General features: G+C 62.0%; 18 protein-coding genes and 1 pseudogene. 10 read left to right on the top strand and 9 right to left on the bottom strand.

The window, feature by feature from the left end:
- Positions 1 to 171: 171 nt before the first annotated feature.
- A complete protein-coding gene (locus tag H0Z09_RS23855; RefSeq protein WP_186694006.1) occupies positions 172 to 825 on the bottom strand; it encodes a 50S ribosomal protein L11 methyltransferase in 654 nt (217 codons plus the stop codon).
- Positions 822 to 1,277, bottom strand: a complete 456-nt coding sequence (locus H0Z09_RS23850) for a YbaY family lipoprotein (RefSeq protein ID WP_076952626.1) — start codon at positions 1,275 to 1,277, stop codon at positions 822 to 824. Before H0Z09_RS23850 ends, H0Z09_RS23855 begins: the two co-directional genes overlap by 4 nt.
- 140 nt (positions 1,278 to 1,417) lie before the next feature.
- Here H0Z09_RS23850 and nrdR point away from each other — a divergent pair, with 140 nt between their 5' ends.
- The 10 genes from nrdR (at position 1,418) to H0Z09_RS23800 (ending at position 8,842) form a co-directional block, all read left to right on the top strand.
- On the top strand, positions 1,418 to 1,888 hold the full coding sequence (gene nrdR / locus H0Z09_RS23845; protein ID WP_186694004.1) for a transcriptional regulator NrdR: 471 nt from the start codon (positions 1,418 to 1,420) through the stop codon (positions 1,886 to 1,888).
- On the top strand, positions 1,885 to 3,024 hold the full coding sequence (gene ribD, locus H0Z09_RS23840; RefSeq protein ID WP_186694001.1) for a bifunctional diaminohydroxyphosphoribosylaminopyrimidine deaminase/5-amino-6-(5-phosphoribosylamino)uracil reductase RibD: 1,140 nt from the start codon (positions 1,885 to 1,887) through the stop codon (positions 3,022 to 3,024). The genes nrdR and ribD overlap by 4 nt, the downstream gene beginning before the upstream one ends.
- Positions 3,025 to 3,071: 47 nt before the next feature.
- Positions 3,072 to 3,734, top strand: a complete 663-nt coding sequence (locus H0Z09_RS23835) for a riboflavin synthase (protein WP_186693999.1) — start codon at positions 3,072 to 3,074, stop codon at positions 3,732 to 3,734.
- A gap of 15 nt (positions 3,735 to 3,749) precedes the next feature.
- Complete coding sequence (gene ribBA / locus H0Z09_RS23830; protein WP_169378021.1) at positions 3,750 to 4,841, top strand: bifunctional 3,4-dihydroxy-2-butanone-4-phosphate synthase/GTP cyclohydrolase II; 1,092 nt, start codon at positions 3,750 to 3,752, stop codon at positions 4,839 to 4,841.
- Between the two features lie 89 nt (positions 4,842 to 4,930).
- Positions 4,931 to 5,407 (top strand): 6,7-dimethyl-8-ribityllumazine synthase, encoded by a 477-nt coding sequence (gene ribE / locus H0Z09_RS23825; protein WP_003194576.1) that lies wholly within the window; start codon positions 4,931 to 4,933, stop codon positions 5,405 to 5,407.
- Entirely contained in the window at positions 5,404 to 5,904 is a 501-nt protein-coding gene (nusB, locus tag H0Z09_RS23820) for a transcription antitermination factor NusB (protein ID WP_186693997.1), read from the top strand. Before ribE ends, nusB begins: the two co-directional genes overlap by 4 nt.
- Before the next feature lie 18 nt (positions 5,905 to 5,922).
- Positions 5,923 to 6,876, top strand: coding sequence for a thiamine-phosphate kinase (thiL, locus tag H0Z09_RS23815; RefSeq protein WP_186693995.1), 954 nt, complete (start codon positions 5,923 to 5,925; stop codon positions 6,874 to 6,876).
- A 147-nt stretch (positions 6,877 to 7,023) separates the two neighbouring features.
- Positions 7,024 to 7,641, top strand: coding sequence for a GTP cyclohydrolase II (ribA, locus tag H0Z09_RS23810; RefSeq protein ID WP_076952633.1), 618 nt, complete (start codon positions 7,024 to 7,026; stop codon positions 7,639 to 7,641).
- Positions 7,638 to 8,057: a nuclear fragile X mental retardation-interacting protein 1 gene (locus H0Z09_RS23805; RefSeq protein ID WP_186693993.1), complete on the top strand. Its 420-nt coding sequence runs from the start codon at positions 7,638 to 7,640 to the stop codon at positions 8,055 to 8,057. Before ribA ends, H0Z09_RS23805 begins: the two co-directional genes overlap by 4 nt.
- Positions 8,054 to 8,842: a cobalamin-binding protein gene (locus tag H0Z09_RS23800; protein WP_186693991.1), complete on the top strand. Its 789-nt coding sequence runs from the start codon at positions 8,054 to 8,056 to the stop codon at positions 8,840 to 8,842. The genes H0Z09_RS23805 and H0Z09_RS23800 overlap by 4 nt, the downstream gene beginning before the upstream one ends.
- A gap of 99 nt (positions 8,843 to 8,941) precedes the next feature.
- On the opposite strand, the gene H0Z09_RS23795 is transcribed toward H0Z09_RS23800, so the two are convergent.
- The 7 genes and pseudogenes from H0Z09_RS23795 to H0Z09_RS23765 all read right to left on the bottom strand — a co-directional run.
- Positions 8,942 to 10,837: a TonB-dependent receptor gene (locus H0Z09_RS23795; protein WP_186693989.1), complete on the bottom strand. Its 1,896-nt coding sequence runs from the start codon at positions 10,835 to 10,837 to the stop codon at positions 8,942 to 8,944.
- 140 nt (positions 10,838 to 10,977) lie between these two features.
- Entirely contained in the window at positions 10,978 to 12,876 is a 1,899-nt protein-coding gene (gene dxs / locus H0Z09_RS23790) for a 1-deoxy-D-xylulose-5-phosphate synthase (protein WP_186693987.1), read from the bottom strand.
- A gap of 109 nt (positions 12,877 to 12,985) precedes the next feature.
- The gene (locus H0Z09_RS23785; protein WP_186693985.1) at positions 12,986 to 13,873 is read right to left on the bottom strand and encodes a farnesyl diphosphate synthase; all 888 of its coding nucleotides are present in this window, start codon (positions 13,871 to 13,873) and stop codon (positions 12,986 to 12,988) included.
- Positions 13,870 to 14,112, bottom strand: coding sequence for an exodeoxyribonuclease VII small subunit (locus H0Z09_RS23780; RefSeq protein WP_003176346.1), 243 nt, complete (start codon positions 14,110 to 14,112; stop codon positions 13,870 to 13,872). The genes H0Z09_RS23785 and H0Z09_RS23780 overlap by 4 nt, the downstream gene beginning before the upstream one ends.
- A gap of 36 nt (positions 14,113 to 14,148) precedes the next feature.
- A pseudogene (locus H0Z09_RS23775) lies at positions 14,149 to 14,394 on the bottom strand (hypothetical protein); the annotation flags it as partial.
- Positions 14,395 to 14,646: 252 nt separating this feature from the next.
- On the bottom strand, positions 14,647 to 14,979 hold the full coding sequence (locus H0Z09_RS23770; RefSeq protein ID WP_186693983.1) for a hypothetical protein: 333 nt from the start codon (positions 14,977 to 14,979) through the stop codon (positions 14,647 to 14,649).
- Positions 14,976 to 16,134: RHS repeat-associated core domain-containing protein (locus tag H0Z09_RS23765; protein WP_186693981.1), on the bottom strand; the 1,159-nt coding region annotated here is incomplete at its 5' end. The genes H0Z09_RS23770 and H0Z09_RS23765, both read right to left, overlap by 4 nt.

Below are 16,134 nucleotides of genomic sequence, written 5' to 3'. Positions count from 1 at the left end.
GGCAGCGGTCCGGGTTTTTGCAAGGCCTTTTTACAGGGGGCGGTGAGCGAAAACGTCTGGAAATGCATGCCGGTTGATTGCCCTAGCTGCGTGCGAAAGGAGCGCATTTTCCATAGCCTCACCTTTTCTGTCTCAGCCAACGTATTGCCAGACATTTGTAACGCTCGGGGCTTACCGCCGCGAATGGTACAGGCTCACCTTGCGAAACTCCCAAGGCTCGGCCAGGTCCGGCAAGGTCAGTGCCTCAAGTACCTTCAGGCGCTGATAATTCGGGTGTTGAAAATCCCTCACCCGAGAATCCGCCACCAGCGCTTCACGGCCCCGTGTCAGGAATTGGTCCAGCAGCGGCAGGTTCGCTCGGTCATAGAGCACGTCAGCCACCAGGATCAGGTCAAAGCGGTCGGCTTCGGCAAAAAAGTCCGCCGAATAACCCAGTTCCACTCCATTGAGTTGGGCATTGGCTTGGCAGGCTGCCAGCGCCAGAGGGTCAAGGTCGCAAGCGACCACTTCCGATGCGCCTGCCTTGAGCGCCGCAATCGCGGCGACCCCGGAGCCCGCGCCAAAATCCAGCACGCGCTTGCCGGCCACCCATTCAGGGTTCGCCGCCAGGTACCGCGCCAGTGCCAGGCCGCTGGCCCAGCAGAAACTCCAGTAGGGCGGTTCGTGCAGGATGCGCCGGGTTTCTTCGGGGCTGAAGGCGCGGTCCATGTTGTCCGCATCCAGCAGCCACAGCGACAGCGCCGTGCCCGGCAGTAGGCAGGGCACCAGGTGGGCGTCGCCGATCAGCTCGCTCAGGGCGTGCTGCAAGTCCAACGGTGGCGTCATGGTGCCTTGACGAGTTCCAGGGGGCCGGTGGTCTGGGTGATCGCCTGGGTGATGCGCACGGCGGGCAGGTGCAGGATCAACTGGCCGGACTGGCTGGCGCGGCCGCGCAATTCAACCCGCGCACCGGCCGGGAACGCCTCGGGGTTGAAGCGCAGGCGGAAGGCCAAGGGCTTGCCGTTGCCGGTCAGTACGCTGCTGGCGAGCAGCTGTTGCGGACGCGAACGGTCGTCGATCACCAGCAACGCCATCTCGACTTCTGCGCCGGCCGGCACGTTGGTCAGGCTGCCGTTGATCTCGCGCTGGTAGGCCGGCAACGGGCCAAGGTCTTCAATGCCCGGGACTTTTTTCTCTTGCGCGGGCGTGGGTTGTGGCGCGGAAGGCTTGGGGGCTTCGCTGCTGCAGGCGACCAGAACACTGAACAAGGTGAGTAAAACAAGTGGTCGTAACTGCATATACGGCTCCAGAAAGGACAAAATCCGTGGCTTGAATAATATGAAACATATAAGCCTGCCTATATACCGTAAAGGCTATGGCTTGTCTTGCCATGGGGATGCGCTACCATGGCCCTCCCTTTATTTGTTGCCTGCCAACCATGCACTGTCCCTTCTGCGGTGCCAACGACACCAAGGTCATTGACTCACGTCTGGTCGCCGAGGGCGATCAAGTACGTCGCCGGCGCGAATGCCTGGCCTCTGGCTGCGGTGAACGTTTCACCACCTTCGAAACCGCCGAACTGGTGCTGCCACGTCTGATCAAGTCCGACGGCAGCCGCCAGCCTTTCGACGAAGACAAACTGCGCGCCGGTATGCAGCGCGCCCTGGAAAAACGCCCGGTGAGTGTCGAGCGGCTGGAGGCGGCGCTGGCGCATATCAAGCACAAGCTGCGTGCCACCGGCGAGCGCGAGGTCAAGAGCCTGGTGGTTGGAGAGCTTGTGATGGGCGAGCTGCAAAAGCTCGACGAAGTCGCCTATATCCGTTTCGCTTCGGTGTATCGACGCTTCCAGGACCTCAATGAGTTCCGCGAAGAGATCGACCGCCTGGCCCGTGAGCCGATCAAAGAATGAATCCACCTTCCATGACAGAGCTGGCTGTCCTCGACGCCCACTACATGGCCCGCGCCCTCAAATTGGCGCGCAAAGGCCTGTACACCACCCATCCAAACCCACGGGTAGGTTGTGTGATTGTGCGCGATGGGCAGATCGTCGGCGAAGGCTGGCACGAGCGCACCGGCCAGCCCCATGCCGAGCCCAATGCCCTGCGCGCCGCAGGTGCCAAGGCCCGTGGTGCCACCGTGTACGTGACCCTTGAACCGTGCAGTCACCATGGGCATACGCCGCCCTGCGCCGATGCGTTGGTCACGGCCGGCGTCGCCCGCGTCGTGGCCGGCATGCAGGACCCGAACCCTGAGGTGGCCGGGCGAGGTATGCAGCGCCTGGCGCAAGCCGGGATCGAGGTGCGCAGCGGTGTGCTGGAAGCCCAAGCGCGGGCGCTTAACCCCGGTTTCCTCAAACGCATGGAACACGGCTTGCCTTTCGTGCGGGTCAAGTTGGCGATGAGCCTGGACGGTCGCACCGCGATGGCCAGCGGCGAAAGCCAATGGATCACCGGCCCCGCCGCCCGCGCGGCCGTGCAACGCCTGCGCGCCGAAGCCAGTGTGGTGTTGACCGGCGCCGACACGGTGCTGGCCGACGGTGCGCGCCTGACCGTGCGCGCCGCCGAGCTGGGCCTGGACGAAGCCACCACCGCCCTGGCCATGTCGCGCCCGCCGTTGCGCGTGCTGATCGACGGGCGTCTGCGTGTGCCGCTCAACGCACCCTTCTTCAAGGCCGGGCCGGCGCTGGTGATTACCTGCGTCACCCCGGAAAACCAGTTTCCCCGGGGCCCCGAGTGCCTGGTGGTGCCGGGCGTCGAGGGCCAGGTCGACCTGCGCTCGGCACTGGTCGCGCTGGCCGCCCGCGGCGTCAACGAAGTGTTGGTGGAAGCGGGCCCGAGCCTGGCGGGCGCCTTTGCCCAACAAGGCCTGGTGGATGAATATGTGATTTTCATCGCCGGCAAGTTCCTCGGCTCCGCCGCCCGCCCTCTGCTGGACTGGCCGCTTGAGAAACTGGCCGACGCCCCCCAACTCAAGATCACTGAAATGCGCGCCGTGGGCGACGACTGGCGAGTCACTGCCATCCCGCTACCCGCAGCGAGCGTATAATTCCCGGCCTGCGCTTTGCGCGTCAGCCCCGTTTTCAGGAGAACGAAATGTTCACCGGCATTATCGAATCCATCGGCAGCATCCGCGCCATGACCCCAAAAGGCGGCGACGTGCGCCTGCTGGTTGAAACCGGCAAGCTCGACCTGGGCGACGTCAAGCTGGGCGACAGCATCGCCGTCAGTGGCGTGTGCCTGACCGTCATCGAGTTGCCGGGCAACGGCTTCGCCGCCGATGTCAGCCGCGAAACCCTGGATTGCACCGCGATGAACGATCTTGCGGCCGGCAGCCCGGTGAACCTGGAAAAAGCCCTGACCCCGAGCACACGGCTGGGCGGTCACCTGGTCAGCGGCCACGTCGACGGCGTCGGCGAAGTGGTTGCCCGCAGCGAAAACGCACGCGCCGTGGAATTTCGCATCCGCGCACCCAAGGAACTGGCCAAGTACATCGCCCACAAAGGTTCGATCACCGTCGACGGCACCAGCCTGACCGTGAACGCCGTGAATGGCGCCGAATTCGAACTGACCATCATTCCCCACACCCTCAGCGAAACCATCATGGCCTCGTACCAGCCAGGTCGCCGGGTGAACCTGGAAGTCGACTTGCTTGCCCGTTACCTGGAGCGCCTGCTGTTGGGCGATAAGGCCGCAGAGCCTGCATCAGGGAACATCACTGAAAGTTTTCTAGCCGCCAACGGCTACCTCAAATCCTGACCAAGGGGGTGCCGCGTGGCGCTCAATAGCATCGAAGAACTGGTTGAAGACATCCGCCAAGGCAAGATGGTCATCCTGATGGATGACGAAGACCGCGAGAACGAAGGCGACATCATCATGGCCGCCGAGGCCTGCCAGGCCGAGCACATCAACTTCATGGCCAAGCACGCCCGTGGGCTGATCTGCATGCCCATGAGCCGCGAGCGCTGCGAGCTGCTCAAGCTGCCGTTGATGGCGCCGCGCAATGGTTCAGGCTTCGGCACCAAGTTCACCGTGTCCATCGAAGCCACGACGGGTGTCACCACCGGGATCTCCGCCGCTGACCGCGCGCGCACCGTGCAGGCCGCCGCCGCGAAAGACGCCAAGGCCGAAGACATCGTCAGCCCCGGCCACATCTTCCCGCTGATGGCCCAACCGGGCGGCACCCTGGCCCGCGCCGGCCACACCGAAGCCGCCTGCGACCTGGCGCGCATGGCCGGGTTCGAGCCGAGCGGGGTGATCTGCGAAGTGATGAACGACGACGGCACCATGGCCCGTCGCGCCGAACTCGAAGCCTTTGCCGCCGAACACGGCATCAAGATCGGCACCATCGCCGACCTGATCCACTACCGGATGATCCACGAACGTACCGTTCAGCGGATTGCCGAGCAGCCGCTGGACAGTGAACTGGGCCAATTCAACCTGGTGACCTACCGTGATTCGGTGGAAGGCGACGTGCACATGGCGCTGACCCTGGGCACCATCAGTGCCGATGTACCGACCCTGGTACGCGTGCACAACATGGACCCGCTGCGCGACCTGCTGATGGTCAAGCAGCCGGGCCGTTGGAGCCTGCGCGCCGCGATGGCGGCAGTGTCCGAGGCCGGCAGTGGCGTGGTGCTGCTGTTGGGCAATCCGGTCGATGGCGATGTGCTGCTGGCGCATATCCGTGAAACCGCCGAGCAGACCCAGGTGAAGACACCGACCACCTACAGCATCGTCGGTGCCGGCTCGCAGATCCTGCGTGACTTGGGCGTGCGCAAAATGCGCCTGATGAGCGCGCCAATGAAATTTAATGCGATATCCGGTTTCGACCTGGAAGTAGTAGAATACGTGCCCTCCGAATAAAGGCCGGCGATTGTCGCCCTTGTTCGCGGTTCAAATATCACTAAGGGGCGCGTCTTACGCGCGTCCCGGCTCTTTAAGAGATTTGTCGAATGACCCTGAAGACCATCGAAGGTACCTTCATCGCCCCCAAAGGCCGCTACGCCCTCGTAGTTGGCCGCTTCAACAGCTTCGTCGTTGAAAGCCTGGTAAGCGGTGCCGTGGATGCCCTGGTTCGCCACGGTGTGAGCGAAAGCGATATCACCCTTATCCGTGCCCCTGGCGCCTTCGAAATTCCACTGGTTGCGCAAAAAGTTGCTCAACAGGGCGAATACGCGGCAATCATCGCCCTGGGCGCGGTCATTCGTGGCGGTACGCCGCACTTCGAATACGTGGCTGGCGAATGCACCAAGGGCCTGGCCCAGGTGTCCATGGAGTTCGGCGTGCCGGTCGCGTTCGGCGTGCTGACCGTGGATTCCATCGAACAAGCCATCGAACGTTCCGGCACCAAGGCTGGTAACAAGGGCGCTGAAGCTGCCCTGTCCGCCCTGGAAATGGTCAGCCTGCTGTCGCAGCTGGAGGCCAAGTGATTTCCGACGAGAGCGACAACTTCAACCCGCGCGAACCACGCCCGGCGGACGCCGGCAAGCCATCCAAGAACGAGAAGCGCCGCGCGGCTCGTCAGTTGGCGACCCAGGCGTTGTATCAGCGCCACATGGCTGGCACTTCGCTGAACGAGATCGAAGCGCAATTTCGCGTCGATAACGACTTCACTTTCGCTGACCAGGACTACTTCCACGACATCCTGCACGGTGTTCCGGCCAACCTGTCGGAAATCGACGCGGCGCTGTCGCCATGCCTGGACCTGACTATCGAAGAGCTGGACCCGGTTGAACTGGCCGTACTGCGCCTGTCCACCTGGGAGCTGCTCAAGCGCGTCGACGTGCCGTATCGCGTGGTGATCAACGAAGGCATCGAACTGGCGAAAGTCTACGGTTCGACCGACGGCCACAAGTTCGTCAACGGCGTGCTCGACAAGCTGGCCCCGCGCCTGCGGGAAGCCGAAGTGAAGGCGTACAAGCGCTAATCCGCGCTTGACTCCCGAATGGGCGAGTTCGAGCTGATCCGCAAGTATTTTGCCGCCGCGCCCTGTGCGCAAGGCGGCGAAGGCATCGCCCTGGGGATCGGCGACGACTGCGCCTTGCTGGCGCTCCCTGCCGGGGAGCAGCTGGCAATTTCTACCGATACGCTGGTGGCCGGGGTGCATTTTGTCGACCCCTGCGACCCGTTCCTGCTCGGCCAGCGCTCGTTGGCCGTGGCGGTGAGCGACTTGGCCGCCATGGGCGCCCACCCGCTCGCGTTTACCCTTGCCCTTACCACGCCGACGGTCGATGCCGAGTGGCTGCAGCGCTATGCCGTGGGTTTAAACCTGATGGCGCAGAGCTGCGGTGTTGGCCTGGTGGGCGGCGATACTACGCGCGGGCCGTTGAGCCTGACCCTCACAGTGTTCGGCCGTGTACCGGCCGGGCAGGCGCTCAAGCGCAGCGGCGCACAACCGGGCGATCTGCTCTGTGTCGGTGGCGAGTTGGGCAATGCGGCCGGCGCCTTGCCGCTGGTATTGGGCCAGCGCTGCGCCGAAGCCGCCATCGCCGACTCGCTGCTGGCCCATTACTGGTCGCCGCAACCGCAATTGGCCCTGGGCCTGGCGCTGCGCGGCAGGGCCACAGCGGCCATGGATATCTCCGACGGGCTGCTGGCCGATTGCGGGCATATCGCCAAGGCGTCGCAGGTCAGCCTGCTGATCGAGCACCGCAAGCTGCCGTTGTCAAACGCCTTGCTGGCCTTTGTCGGCGATGACGCCGCGCGCGTGGCTGCATTGAGCGGTGGCGACGATTACGTGCTGGCCTTCACCTTGCCAACTGCACAATTGCCGGCGTTGCTGGCCGAGGGCTGGCCGATCCACGTGATCGGCCGCGTGCAGGCGGGGCAGGGCGTGACGTTACTGGATGCCCACGGCCAGGACATCACCCCGGCGGTACGGGGTTACCAGCACTTTTAGCGATGCGCCCCGACGCAGGTTGCATAGAACCGAAGCGAACACCAATCGAACCGATTGATCTTTATCAGCGATCATTCAGCTTAAGCGTCTGTAGGAACCTGCTGTTACAATGGCCGCCTTTGTAAAAACTGAAATCAGGAGCACACGGTGCCCGTCGTTTTCGTCGCCGCTTCCAAGCTGCCTACCCCTTTTGCCACGTTCACCATGAACGGCTTTCTCGAAGAAGGCACCGGGCGTGAACATGTTGTGCTCAGCCTCGGCGATATCGCTGACGGCGCGCCGGTGCTGGGGCGGGTGCACTCCGAGTGCCTGACCGGCGACGCGCTGTTCAGCCAGCGTTGCGACTGCGGTTCGCAACTGGAAGCCGCCATGCGTGCCATCGCCCGCGAAGGCCGTGGCGTGCTGCTGTACTTGCGCCAGGAAGGCCGTGGCATTGGCCTGATGAACAAAATCCGCGCCTACGAGCTGCAAGATGGCGGCGCCGATACCGTCGAAGCCAACGAGCGCCTGGGTTTTGCCGCCGACCAGCGTGACTACGCGATCTGCCTGCCGATGCTGCAACACTTGGGCGTCAAGTCCTTGCGCCTGATGACCAACAACCCGCGCAAGGTCAAAGCCTTGACCGAGATGGGCATCACCGTGGCCGAGCGCGTGCCGCTGCACACCGGGCACAACCCGCACAACAAACTCTACCTGGCCACCAAGGCCAGCAAGCTCGACCACATGATGGGCAACGAGCACCAGGGCGAGGTCGACCGCGCGTGACCCGAGGCCAGGTGAAACGGCGACTGTCCTTCAGTTGGTGGCAATACCTGGCGCTGGCGCTGCTGCCGTTGTTCGTGATCAACCTGGTATTTGGTCGCGGCGAGTCGCTGCTGCCGGTGCTGGCCATGCCGTTCTTCATTGCCGGCGTGGCCTCGATGTTTCTCAGCCTGCGCTACTTCAACGGCTATAAACACGCGTTGATCGCCACCTCCAAAGCCCTCGATACACCCGAAGAACCGGCCGCCTGGATCACCCTGGCGGCGCGTCGGCGCACGGCCTTGCTGGTGGCCGGCATCCCCGCCTGGATCGGTGCGCTGGCGGTGTTTGTCGGCCTGGAAGCGGTGCCGCTGTTTCTCCTGGCGCTGTCGACCACGGTGCTGTTTTACCTCTATCGCATCCCGCGTCAGCTGGGATGATGCGTCGCTGGCTGGCGCTCGTGCTACTGGCATTGAGCGCCCAGGCATTGGCGGCCGAGCGGGTCGTCAGCCTGGCGCCGTCCCTCTCTGAAATCGTGGTTGAACTGGGCGCTGCCGACTTGCTGGTGGGCCTGCTCGACGGCGGCGATCGCCCGCCCGCCCTGGCGCAAGTGCCGTCGGTGGGGCGTTACGGCCAATTGGACATGGAGCGCCTGCTCAGCCTCCAACCCGACCTGATCCTGCTGTGGCCAGGCAGTGTGGGCCCGGCGCAGCGTGAGCAATTGCAGCGCCTGAATATCCCGGTGTATGTCGCCGAACCCCATAGCCTTGAACAACTCGCTACCCAGGTCCAGGCCATCTCAGAGCAATTGGGCCGCGCTGAAGCCGGTCGTCAGCTCGCCACGCAGCTGCGCCAACGCCTGGCCGAACTGCGCCAGCGCTATCAGCGTGCCGAGCCGTTACGGGTGTTCTATCAGGTGTGGAACACGCCGCTGTATACCGTCGGCGGTGGGCAGATCATCAGCGATGCGTTGCGTGTGTGCGGTGCGCGCAATGTGTTTGATGACCTCAAGCTGCCGGCGCCGCAGGTGAGTATCGAGTCGGTGTTGCAGCGTGATCCCGAGTTGATTCTGGTCGGTGATCAAGCGCAGAAGGAGGCCTGGAAGGTCTGGCCGGCGATGGCTGAGCGTGTGCGGCTGGTTCCGGATAAAGGGCTTGAGCGGCCCAGTGGGCAGATGTTGGAGGCGGTGGCGCGGTTGTGTCAGGTGATTGCACCAAACCTGTGATACCGCTATCGCAGGCAAGCCAGCTCCCACCTTTTGAATGTGGTCGCAAATCAAGTGTGGGAGCGGGCTTGCCCGCGAAGAGGCCAGCACAGGCGACCCTTAAATTTCCGGTGTCCAGGTCACTCCCATCATCCACACTCGACTTTCTTCCCTGTAATCCTGATTATTCAGGAACGCCGGATCGTCATAGCTGTAACGCGCCCGCGCATAAGTCTTGCCCAGCAAGTTATCGACCTTCAACGACAACGCCACTTCCCGACTGAGCGCCCAGCTGCTGCGCAACCCCAGCAACGCATACCCGCCCAGTCGGTGGGTATTGTCTTCATCGTCATAGCTGCTGCTGATCGCCTGCCAGCTTGCGCCCACCCCGAGCTTGTCGAACTGCCGGTCCAGATCCAGGCTCAGCGTACGCCGTGCCCGACGGGCCAGGGTGTGGCCGCTGTCGCGGTCGCGTGGGTCGATGAGCGACAGTCCCAGGTTGCCTTGCCAGCCAAACAGCTCCTGCTTGAGCGCGGCTTCGAAGCCGTTGATGCGCGCGGTCGCCACGTTCTGCGGCTTGCCGGCGCGGTCGAGGATGATCGCGTCGCTCAAATCGGTGCGGTACAGCGAGGCTTCCAGGCGTGTGCTGTCGCTCAACTGGCTACGCCATTGCAGCTCGTAGCTCTTCGAGGTTTCAGGCTGCAGGTTGGGGTTGCTGTACTGGGTGTCGGGGTAATACAGGTCGTTGAAGGTCGGCGCGCGGAAGCCTTCGCTGTAACTCAGCAGCAGGTCATTGTCCGGGTTGAGCGGCAAGGTGACAGTGCCGCTCCAGCTGTTCTGGCCGCCGAACTGCTGGTTCTGGTCGCGGCGCAGCCCAAGCTCCGTGGAAAACCCGTCGCCGTGGAAGCGATGCTGCACAAACGCCGCGCGGTTCCAGCGACTGTTTTCGGTAAAGGTCGTGGAGCCGTGGAAGCGGTCTTCGTACCAGTCGCCGCCGAGGATCAGGCTGTTCTGCTCGTTCAGCGTCAGGTCGTTCTGCCAGTTGACCGAGTCGCGGTAGGTGTTGAACACGCTGAAGTCATCGCTGAGGGTGTCGCGCTTGGTATCGCGGTTCTCGCTGTGGCCCAACTCAAGACGCGATTGCCAGCGCTCGTTGAACCTGGCATCGACATAACCGCTGGCGCTGCTGACGGTGTAGTCGGTGTAAGGCTTTTGCCCGACGGTTTGCCCGCTGGCGACGTCATAACGGCCGAAGCTGTTGTCGTACTCTGACTTGCCACGGCTATCCAACAGGTTGAAGCCCACCTCCAGCCCATCGGTGAAAGCGTGGCTGAGGTTCACGCTCAGGGACTGGTTGCGATAGGCGTCATGGTCGCCATCGCTGGGGAATGAGGTGTGCGTCGAGTTAATGCCTGCGGTTTCATCCAGGCTGACGCCAAGGTTGAAGCGCGTGTGTTCATCGCCACCGGAGAGGCCGAGGCTGCGCTCCCAGGCCTGGTGGCTGCCAAAGCCCAGTTTCAGGCGCGGTTGCAGGCCTGGCTCGGCATTGCGGCGGGTGAAGACCTGGATCACCCCGCCAATCGCATCGCTGCCGTAGATCACCGAGCGTGAGCCGCGCAGTACTTCCACGCGTTCAATCTGGTCGACGTTCAGGTATTGCAGGCCGCTGTCGCCGGAGGTGGTGTTGGCGATGCGCTGGCCGTCCACCAGCACCAGGCTCTGGGCGGATTTGGTGCCGCGGATATAAATCCCTGGCAGACTGCCCCTGCCACCGGTTGGTGCCACTTGCACGCCGGGAGCGCGGCTGAGCAGATCGGTGAGGCTGGTGGGTTGCAGGCGGTCAATGTCGTCGCGGGTGAACACGCTGTTGGCGGCGCTGCTGTCGTTGCGTGCCTGGACCTGGCGGTTGGCGCTGATGACTACGTTGGGGAGTTTGAGGGCGTCGTCGCGGTTATCTGCGAGCAGGTCCGGGGAAGTCAGCAGCAGCAAGGGCAGGGCGAGGCGAAGGCGATTCATGGGCTGTCCATAGCTTTCAAGGTTGACACAAAACCAATGTGGGAGCGGGCTTGCTCGCGAATGCGGTGTATCAGTCAATGCATAGTTAACTGAACCACCGCATTCGCGAGCAAGCCCGCTCCCACATTTTGATCGAGGTTCTACAGGGCGAGCAGTGCCATGCGCTGACGTACAGCCGCTTCGATTCCTGCCTCATCCAACCCGCATTCGGCCAGCATCTGCGCCGGCTTGGCGTGCTCGACATACACATCCGGCAAACCCAGGTGCAGCACTGACTTGAGGATATTCTCCCGCGCCAGGAACTCGCTGACGGCCGCACCGGCACCACCCATGATGGCGTTTTCTTCGACGGTCACCAGCAACTCATGGCTGCCGGCGATTTCGCGAACCAAGGCTTCATCCATGGGTTTGACGAAACGCATGTCGACCACGGTCGCGTCGATTTTCTCGGCGACTTTCAAGGCTTCGGCCAATTGCACGCCAAACACCAGAAACGCGGTCTTGCTGCCTTGGCGACGCACAACACCCTTGCCGATCTCGATAGGCTCCAGGTCCTTCTCGATCAGCGCATTCGGGCCATTGCCGCGTGGATAACGCACGGCCGCGGGGCCTTTGTACAGGTGGCCGGTGCTGAGCATCTTGCGCAGTTCGTTTTCATCGCTCGGCGTCATCACCAACATGCCGGGGATGCAGCGCAGGTAAGAGAGATCAAAGCTGCCGGCGTGGGTCGGGCCGTCTTCGCCTACCAGGCCTGCGCGGTCGATGGCGAACAGCACGTCGAGGTTCTGCACCGCCACGTCATGCACCAGTTGGTCGTAACCGCGTTGCAGGAACGTCGAATAGATCGCCACCACCGGCTTGGCGCCTTCACAGGCCATGCCGGCCGCAAACGTGACGGCGTGCTGCTCGGCAATCGCCACGTCAAAGTAGCGCAGCGGGAAACGTTCGCTGAACGCCACCAGGTCGGAGCCTTCCTTCATCGCCGGGGTAATGCCTACCAGGCGCGAATCGGCGGCGGCCATGTCGCACAGCCATTCACCGAACACGCCGGAATACTTCGGCCCGCTGGCTTGTTTCGGCGCGGCGGCCGGGGCGTCCAGGGGGTCGAGCTTGGTGATCGCGTGGTAGCCGATCGGGTCGACCTCCGCCGGGGCGAAGCCCTTGCCTTTCTTGGTGACGATATGCAGGAATTGCGGGCCCTTGAGGTCACGCATGTTGCGCAGCGTGGCGATCAGGGTGGGCAGGTCGTGACCGTCGATCGGGCCGATGTAATTCCAGCCCAGCTCTTCGAACAGGGTGCCGGGAACCAGCATGCCCTTGGCGTATTCTTCGGTACGACGGGCAATTTCCCACGCGCCGGGCAGGCGCGAGAGCACCTTCTTGCTGCCTTCGCGCATGCTGGCATAGGTACGGCTGGAAAGAATCTTTGCCAAATAATTCGACAGGCCACCGACGTTGCGCGAAATCGACATGTCATTGTCGTTGAGGATCACCAACATGTTGGCGTCCACTTCCGGCGCATGGTTCAGCGCTTCGAAGGCCATGCCGGCGGTCAGCGCACCGTCGCCAATCACGGCAATCGCCTTGCGCTCGCTGCCTTGCAGGCGGGCGGCAATCGCCATGCCCAGCGCGGCGCTGATGGAGGTGCTGGAGTGGCCGACGCCAAAGGTGTCGTACTCGCTCTCGGTGCGGCGCGGGAAGGCGGCAATGCCGTCCTTCTGGCGCAGGGAGCCCATCTGCTCGCGGCGCCCGGTGAGGATTTTATGCGGGTACGCCTGGTGGCCCACGTCCCACACCAGCCGGTCGTCCGGGGTGTCGAACACGTAATGCAGGGCGATGGTCAGCTCGATGACGCCCAAGCCGGCACCAAAATGCCCACCGGTCTGGCCGACCGTGTAGAGCAATTCCAGGCGCAACTCATCGGCCAGGGTTTCCAGCTCGGCTTCAGCCAGTCGACGCAGGCCGGCCGGCGTGACAGCACGGTCAAGCAGGGGCGTGGACGGGCGCTTGCGGGGAATCTCTTGAAACGTCGTGGGCATCAGGCGAATCGTTATAGGTATAGAAGAAGCCGCAGTTTACCTCAAGCATCGCAAACTGCGCACGCCGAGCGCCGAACTTGGCGGATAGGTGGCCGCAATGGTCGTTGTATCAGTGCCGGCGTTCGACGATATACCGCGCCAGGTCACGCAGTGGCGTGGCTGCCGCGTCGAAAGGTCGCAGGGCGTCCAGGGCCTGGTCGCGCAGCTCAATGGCATACGCCTTGGCCGCGGCAAGCCCGAGCAGCGCAGGATAAGTCGGTTTGTCCCGTGCGATATCGGCGCCTTGGCGTTTACCCAGGGTCGCGGTGTCACTTTCCACGTCGAGAATGTCGTCCTGCACCTGGAAGGCCAGGCCGATGGCCCGGGAATAGGTCTGCAACGCGGCCAATTGCGCCGCTTCGGCACGGCCACTGGCCAAGGCGCCCAAGTGTACGGCCGCTTCGATCAGGGCGCCGGTCTTGTGCCGGTGCATGTGTTCCAGGGCCTGTTGATCCAGCTTGAGGCTGACCGAACCCATGTCGATGGCTTGCCCGCCGACCATGCCGGCCGGGCCGGCGGCCAATGCCAGGGCGGTGACCATGCGCAAGCGGATCTCGGCGTTGACGCTGCTCAAGCGCGGGTCCAGCAATGCGCTGAACGCCAGGCTCTGCAGGCCATCACCGGCCAGGATCGCGTAGGCTTCATCAAAAGCTTTGTGGGTGGTCGGCTGGCCACGACGCAGATCGTCGTCGTCCATCGCCGGCAAATCGTCGTGTACCAGGGAATAGGCGTGAATCAGTTCTACCGCGCACGCCGCACCATTCGCTTCTTCGGCTGGCGCGCCCAGCGCTTCACACGCCGCATACGCCAGCAACGGGCGCACACGCTTGCCGCCGTTCATTACGCTGTAGCGCATGGCGGCATAGAGGCGCTCCATTTCCGGGCTTGGCGCAGCAAACAAGGGTTCCAGCGCCGCATTCACCCGGGCTTGGCTACTGGCCTGATACGCGTCGATCATTCAGGTTGTTCCGCATCGAAAGGTTCTTCGGCCAACTCCCCATCACGTTCCAGCAAAACCTGCACCTTCTGCTCCGCCTGCGCGAGCGCGCTCTGGCAGTCACGGGTCAGGCCGATGCCTTGCTCAAACGCGGTCAACGAGTCTTCCAGCGACAACTCGCCGTTCTCCAGACGCTCGACCAGGGTTTGCAGGTCGGCGAGGGATTGTTCGAAATCGAGTGCAACTTTTTTGCGGGCCATGGCGGCTATTCCGGTAGACGGTAAACCCGCGCGACACTAGCAGACATGCGGATTCTGGGCAAATGAGCGGGGCGCTTCAATCGTCCAAGCGCTTGATTGATAGCGCGTGCTGCGGCCTCCGCCGCGCAAGCGCAGAAGGCAGTTCTTTTCCAGCATGTCGTCCAGGTGACGCGTCGCGGTGACCTTGGACACCTTTGCTACCGTTTGATACTGCGCGGCGCTGATGTCATGTTCAAAGCCCTTGTCCCTGCCGTCTAGCAGACGGTTGAGCACATTCATCTCAATGGGTCGAGCTTCGGTTGGGGTGGTCGATCGGGGAACTGCCTTGGTGTGAGCCGATTAAGCAGGGTATTCGGCTCATTCTGTGAGCCGATTGCGTATGCTTTCCGGCTCATCGCCTATGAGTATTTTTCGCTCATGCTTAGGTATTCAAGGACGAAGGACGGATTACCCTGTGCCCCAGAACTTACTGCGCTGATTGTATGCAGGATACGGTTCCTGTGTCCGCTAGAGCACTAGAGTATTTGTAATACGCTAAAAGTAGAAAAAAAGGCCTGTACGGTTTTTGATCGCAAGGGTGTTCAGGTTGATCAGCTTTTTCATTGTTAAGGAGTTCCCAGGCGTCAGATGGTCTTTGAGTATCGCTAAGCTTTTGTTGAGCTCATCAATGTTGTCGATGGCTTCGTCTTCGTAGTCATCAATCATTTTTTCAAGCGTATTGTTTATAGCTTCCAGTGCGCCTGACTCAAGAAGCTGCTCGTACTCCTCGTCGGTGAGGGTGACGCTTTCGAGTAAGGAGTCCGGGCAGTCGTTTATGTCTAATAAATTCATGGCCTCCAACGTAAGAGGTGTACAAATTATTTTCATTTTTTGTAATCTCCTTTGTTGAAATGGGTAGCTTCATTGTATTCGCTTTTCGTTCTGCCTATTTGCTTTCCAGAATGAGATATTTTGTTATTAGGGACTATGCCTTCAAGGCTTAAATAGCGTCGTTTACCTGGCAGTGATGGATCATAGATCCTGAAGTAGGCTCCATTGAGGTCCTCTACAATTTCAATGCCGTTGGTAGGGTTTTTGTATATCTTCTTGCCCTTATCTGTCGTCGTCACGATTGGGTTAGCGCTGGCAAATTTGACTACGTTTTCATCCAGGCTGGCTGTTTTCCAGTTTGAGGAATATTTAGCTGCTCGCTGAGCTCCTCCAGTTTTTGGTAGTTCAGCTTCTCCTTCATTCACTTGTGGCGATTTGGCCGGATCCTTGGCAATCGCCTCTGGTTTACATCCGTCTCCGCCAGGGCAAGAGTTCAAACCTAGGGGATCCACCCAACCGGTCGGGTTAGACACATATTGGTAGGCGTTGATGCCACCCGCTAACCTCACGGGGTCGGGCGTCAGGTAACGACCAATATCCGGATTGTAGTAGCGATGGCGGTTGTAGTGCAGGCCGCTTTCCTGATCGAAGTATTGGCCTTGGAAGCGCAGCGGGTTGTCGATTTTTCCTATGTCGAGGCGGCTGATTTCGCCATAGGCGCGGTGCTGCGCGGACCAGACGATTTCGCCATCCGGAGCGGTGAGTTCCTGGGGCGTACCGAGGTGGTCGAGTTGATAGTGGTAGGGCTTTGTCGCTTTTTGACCGAAACCTTCCAGCAGGGCCAGCGGGCGGAAGCTGTCCGGTTCGTAGAGATAGCTGCGGTGTCGCTCCGCATTGTGTTCGGCGATCAGCTTGTCGCCTTGCCAAAAGAACTCGGTGGTGATGCCGTCGACGGTTTTGCTGATGCGGCGACCAAACGGGTCGTAGCGATAGCTGGCGGTTTTTCCGTTGGGTTGGGTGATGCCGATCAGGCGGTGTTGGCAGTCGTAGTGGTATTCGGTGACGAGTTGTTGGCCTTTGCCGCGTCGTTCGCGGATGAGGTTGCCGAAGGCATCGTAGTCGTAGTGGCGGTCGCCCTGGATCATCAGGCGGTTGCCGGCGACGATGTCGGGGCCGGGGCGGTCTTGCATGAGCAGGTTGCCGGCCGGGTCG

The organism is Pseudomonas sp. SWRI18 (genome assembly GCF_014268345.1).
GTDB lineage: Bacteria > Pseudomonadota > Gammaproteobacteria > Pseudomonadales > Pseudomonadaceae > Aquipseudomonas > Aquipseudomonas cedrina.
This window is presented reverse-complemented; position numbering and strand designations above follow the sequence as displayed.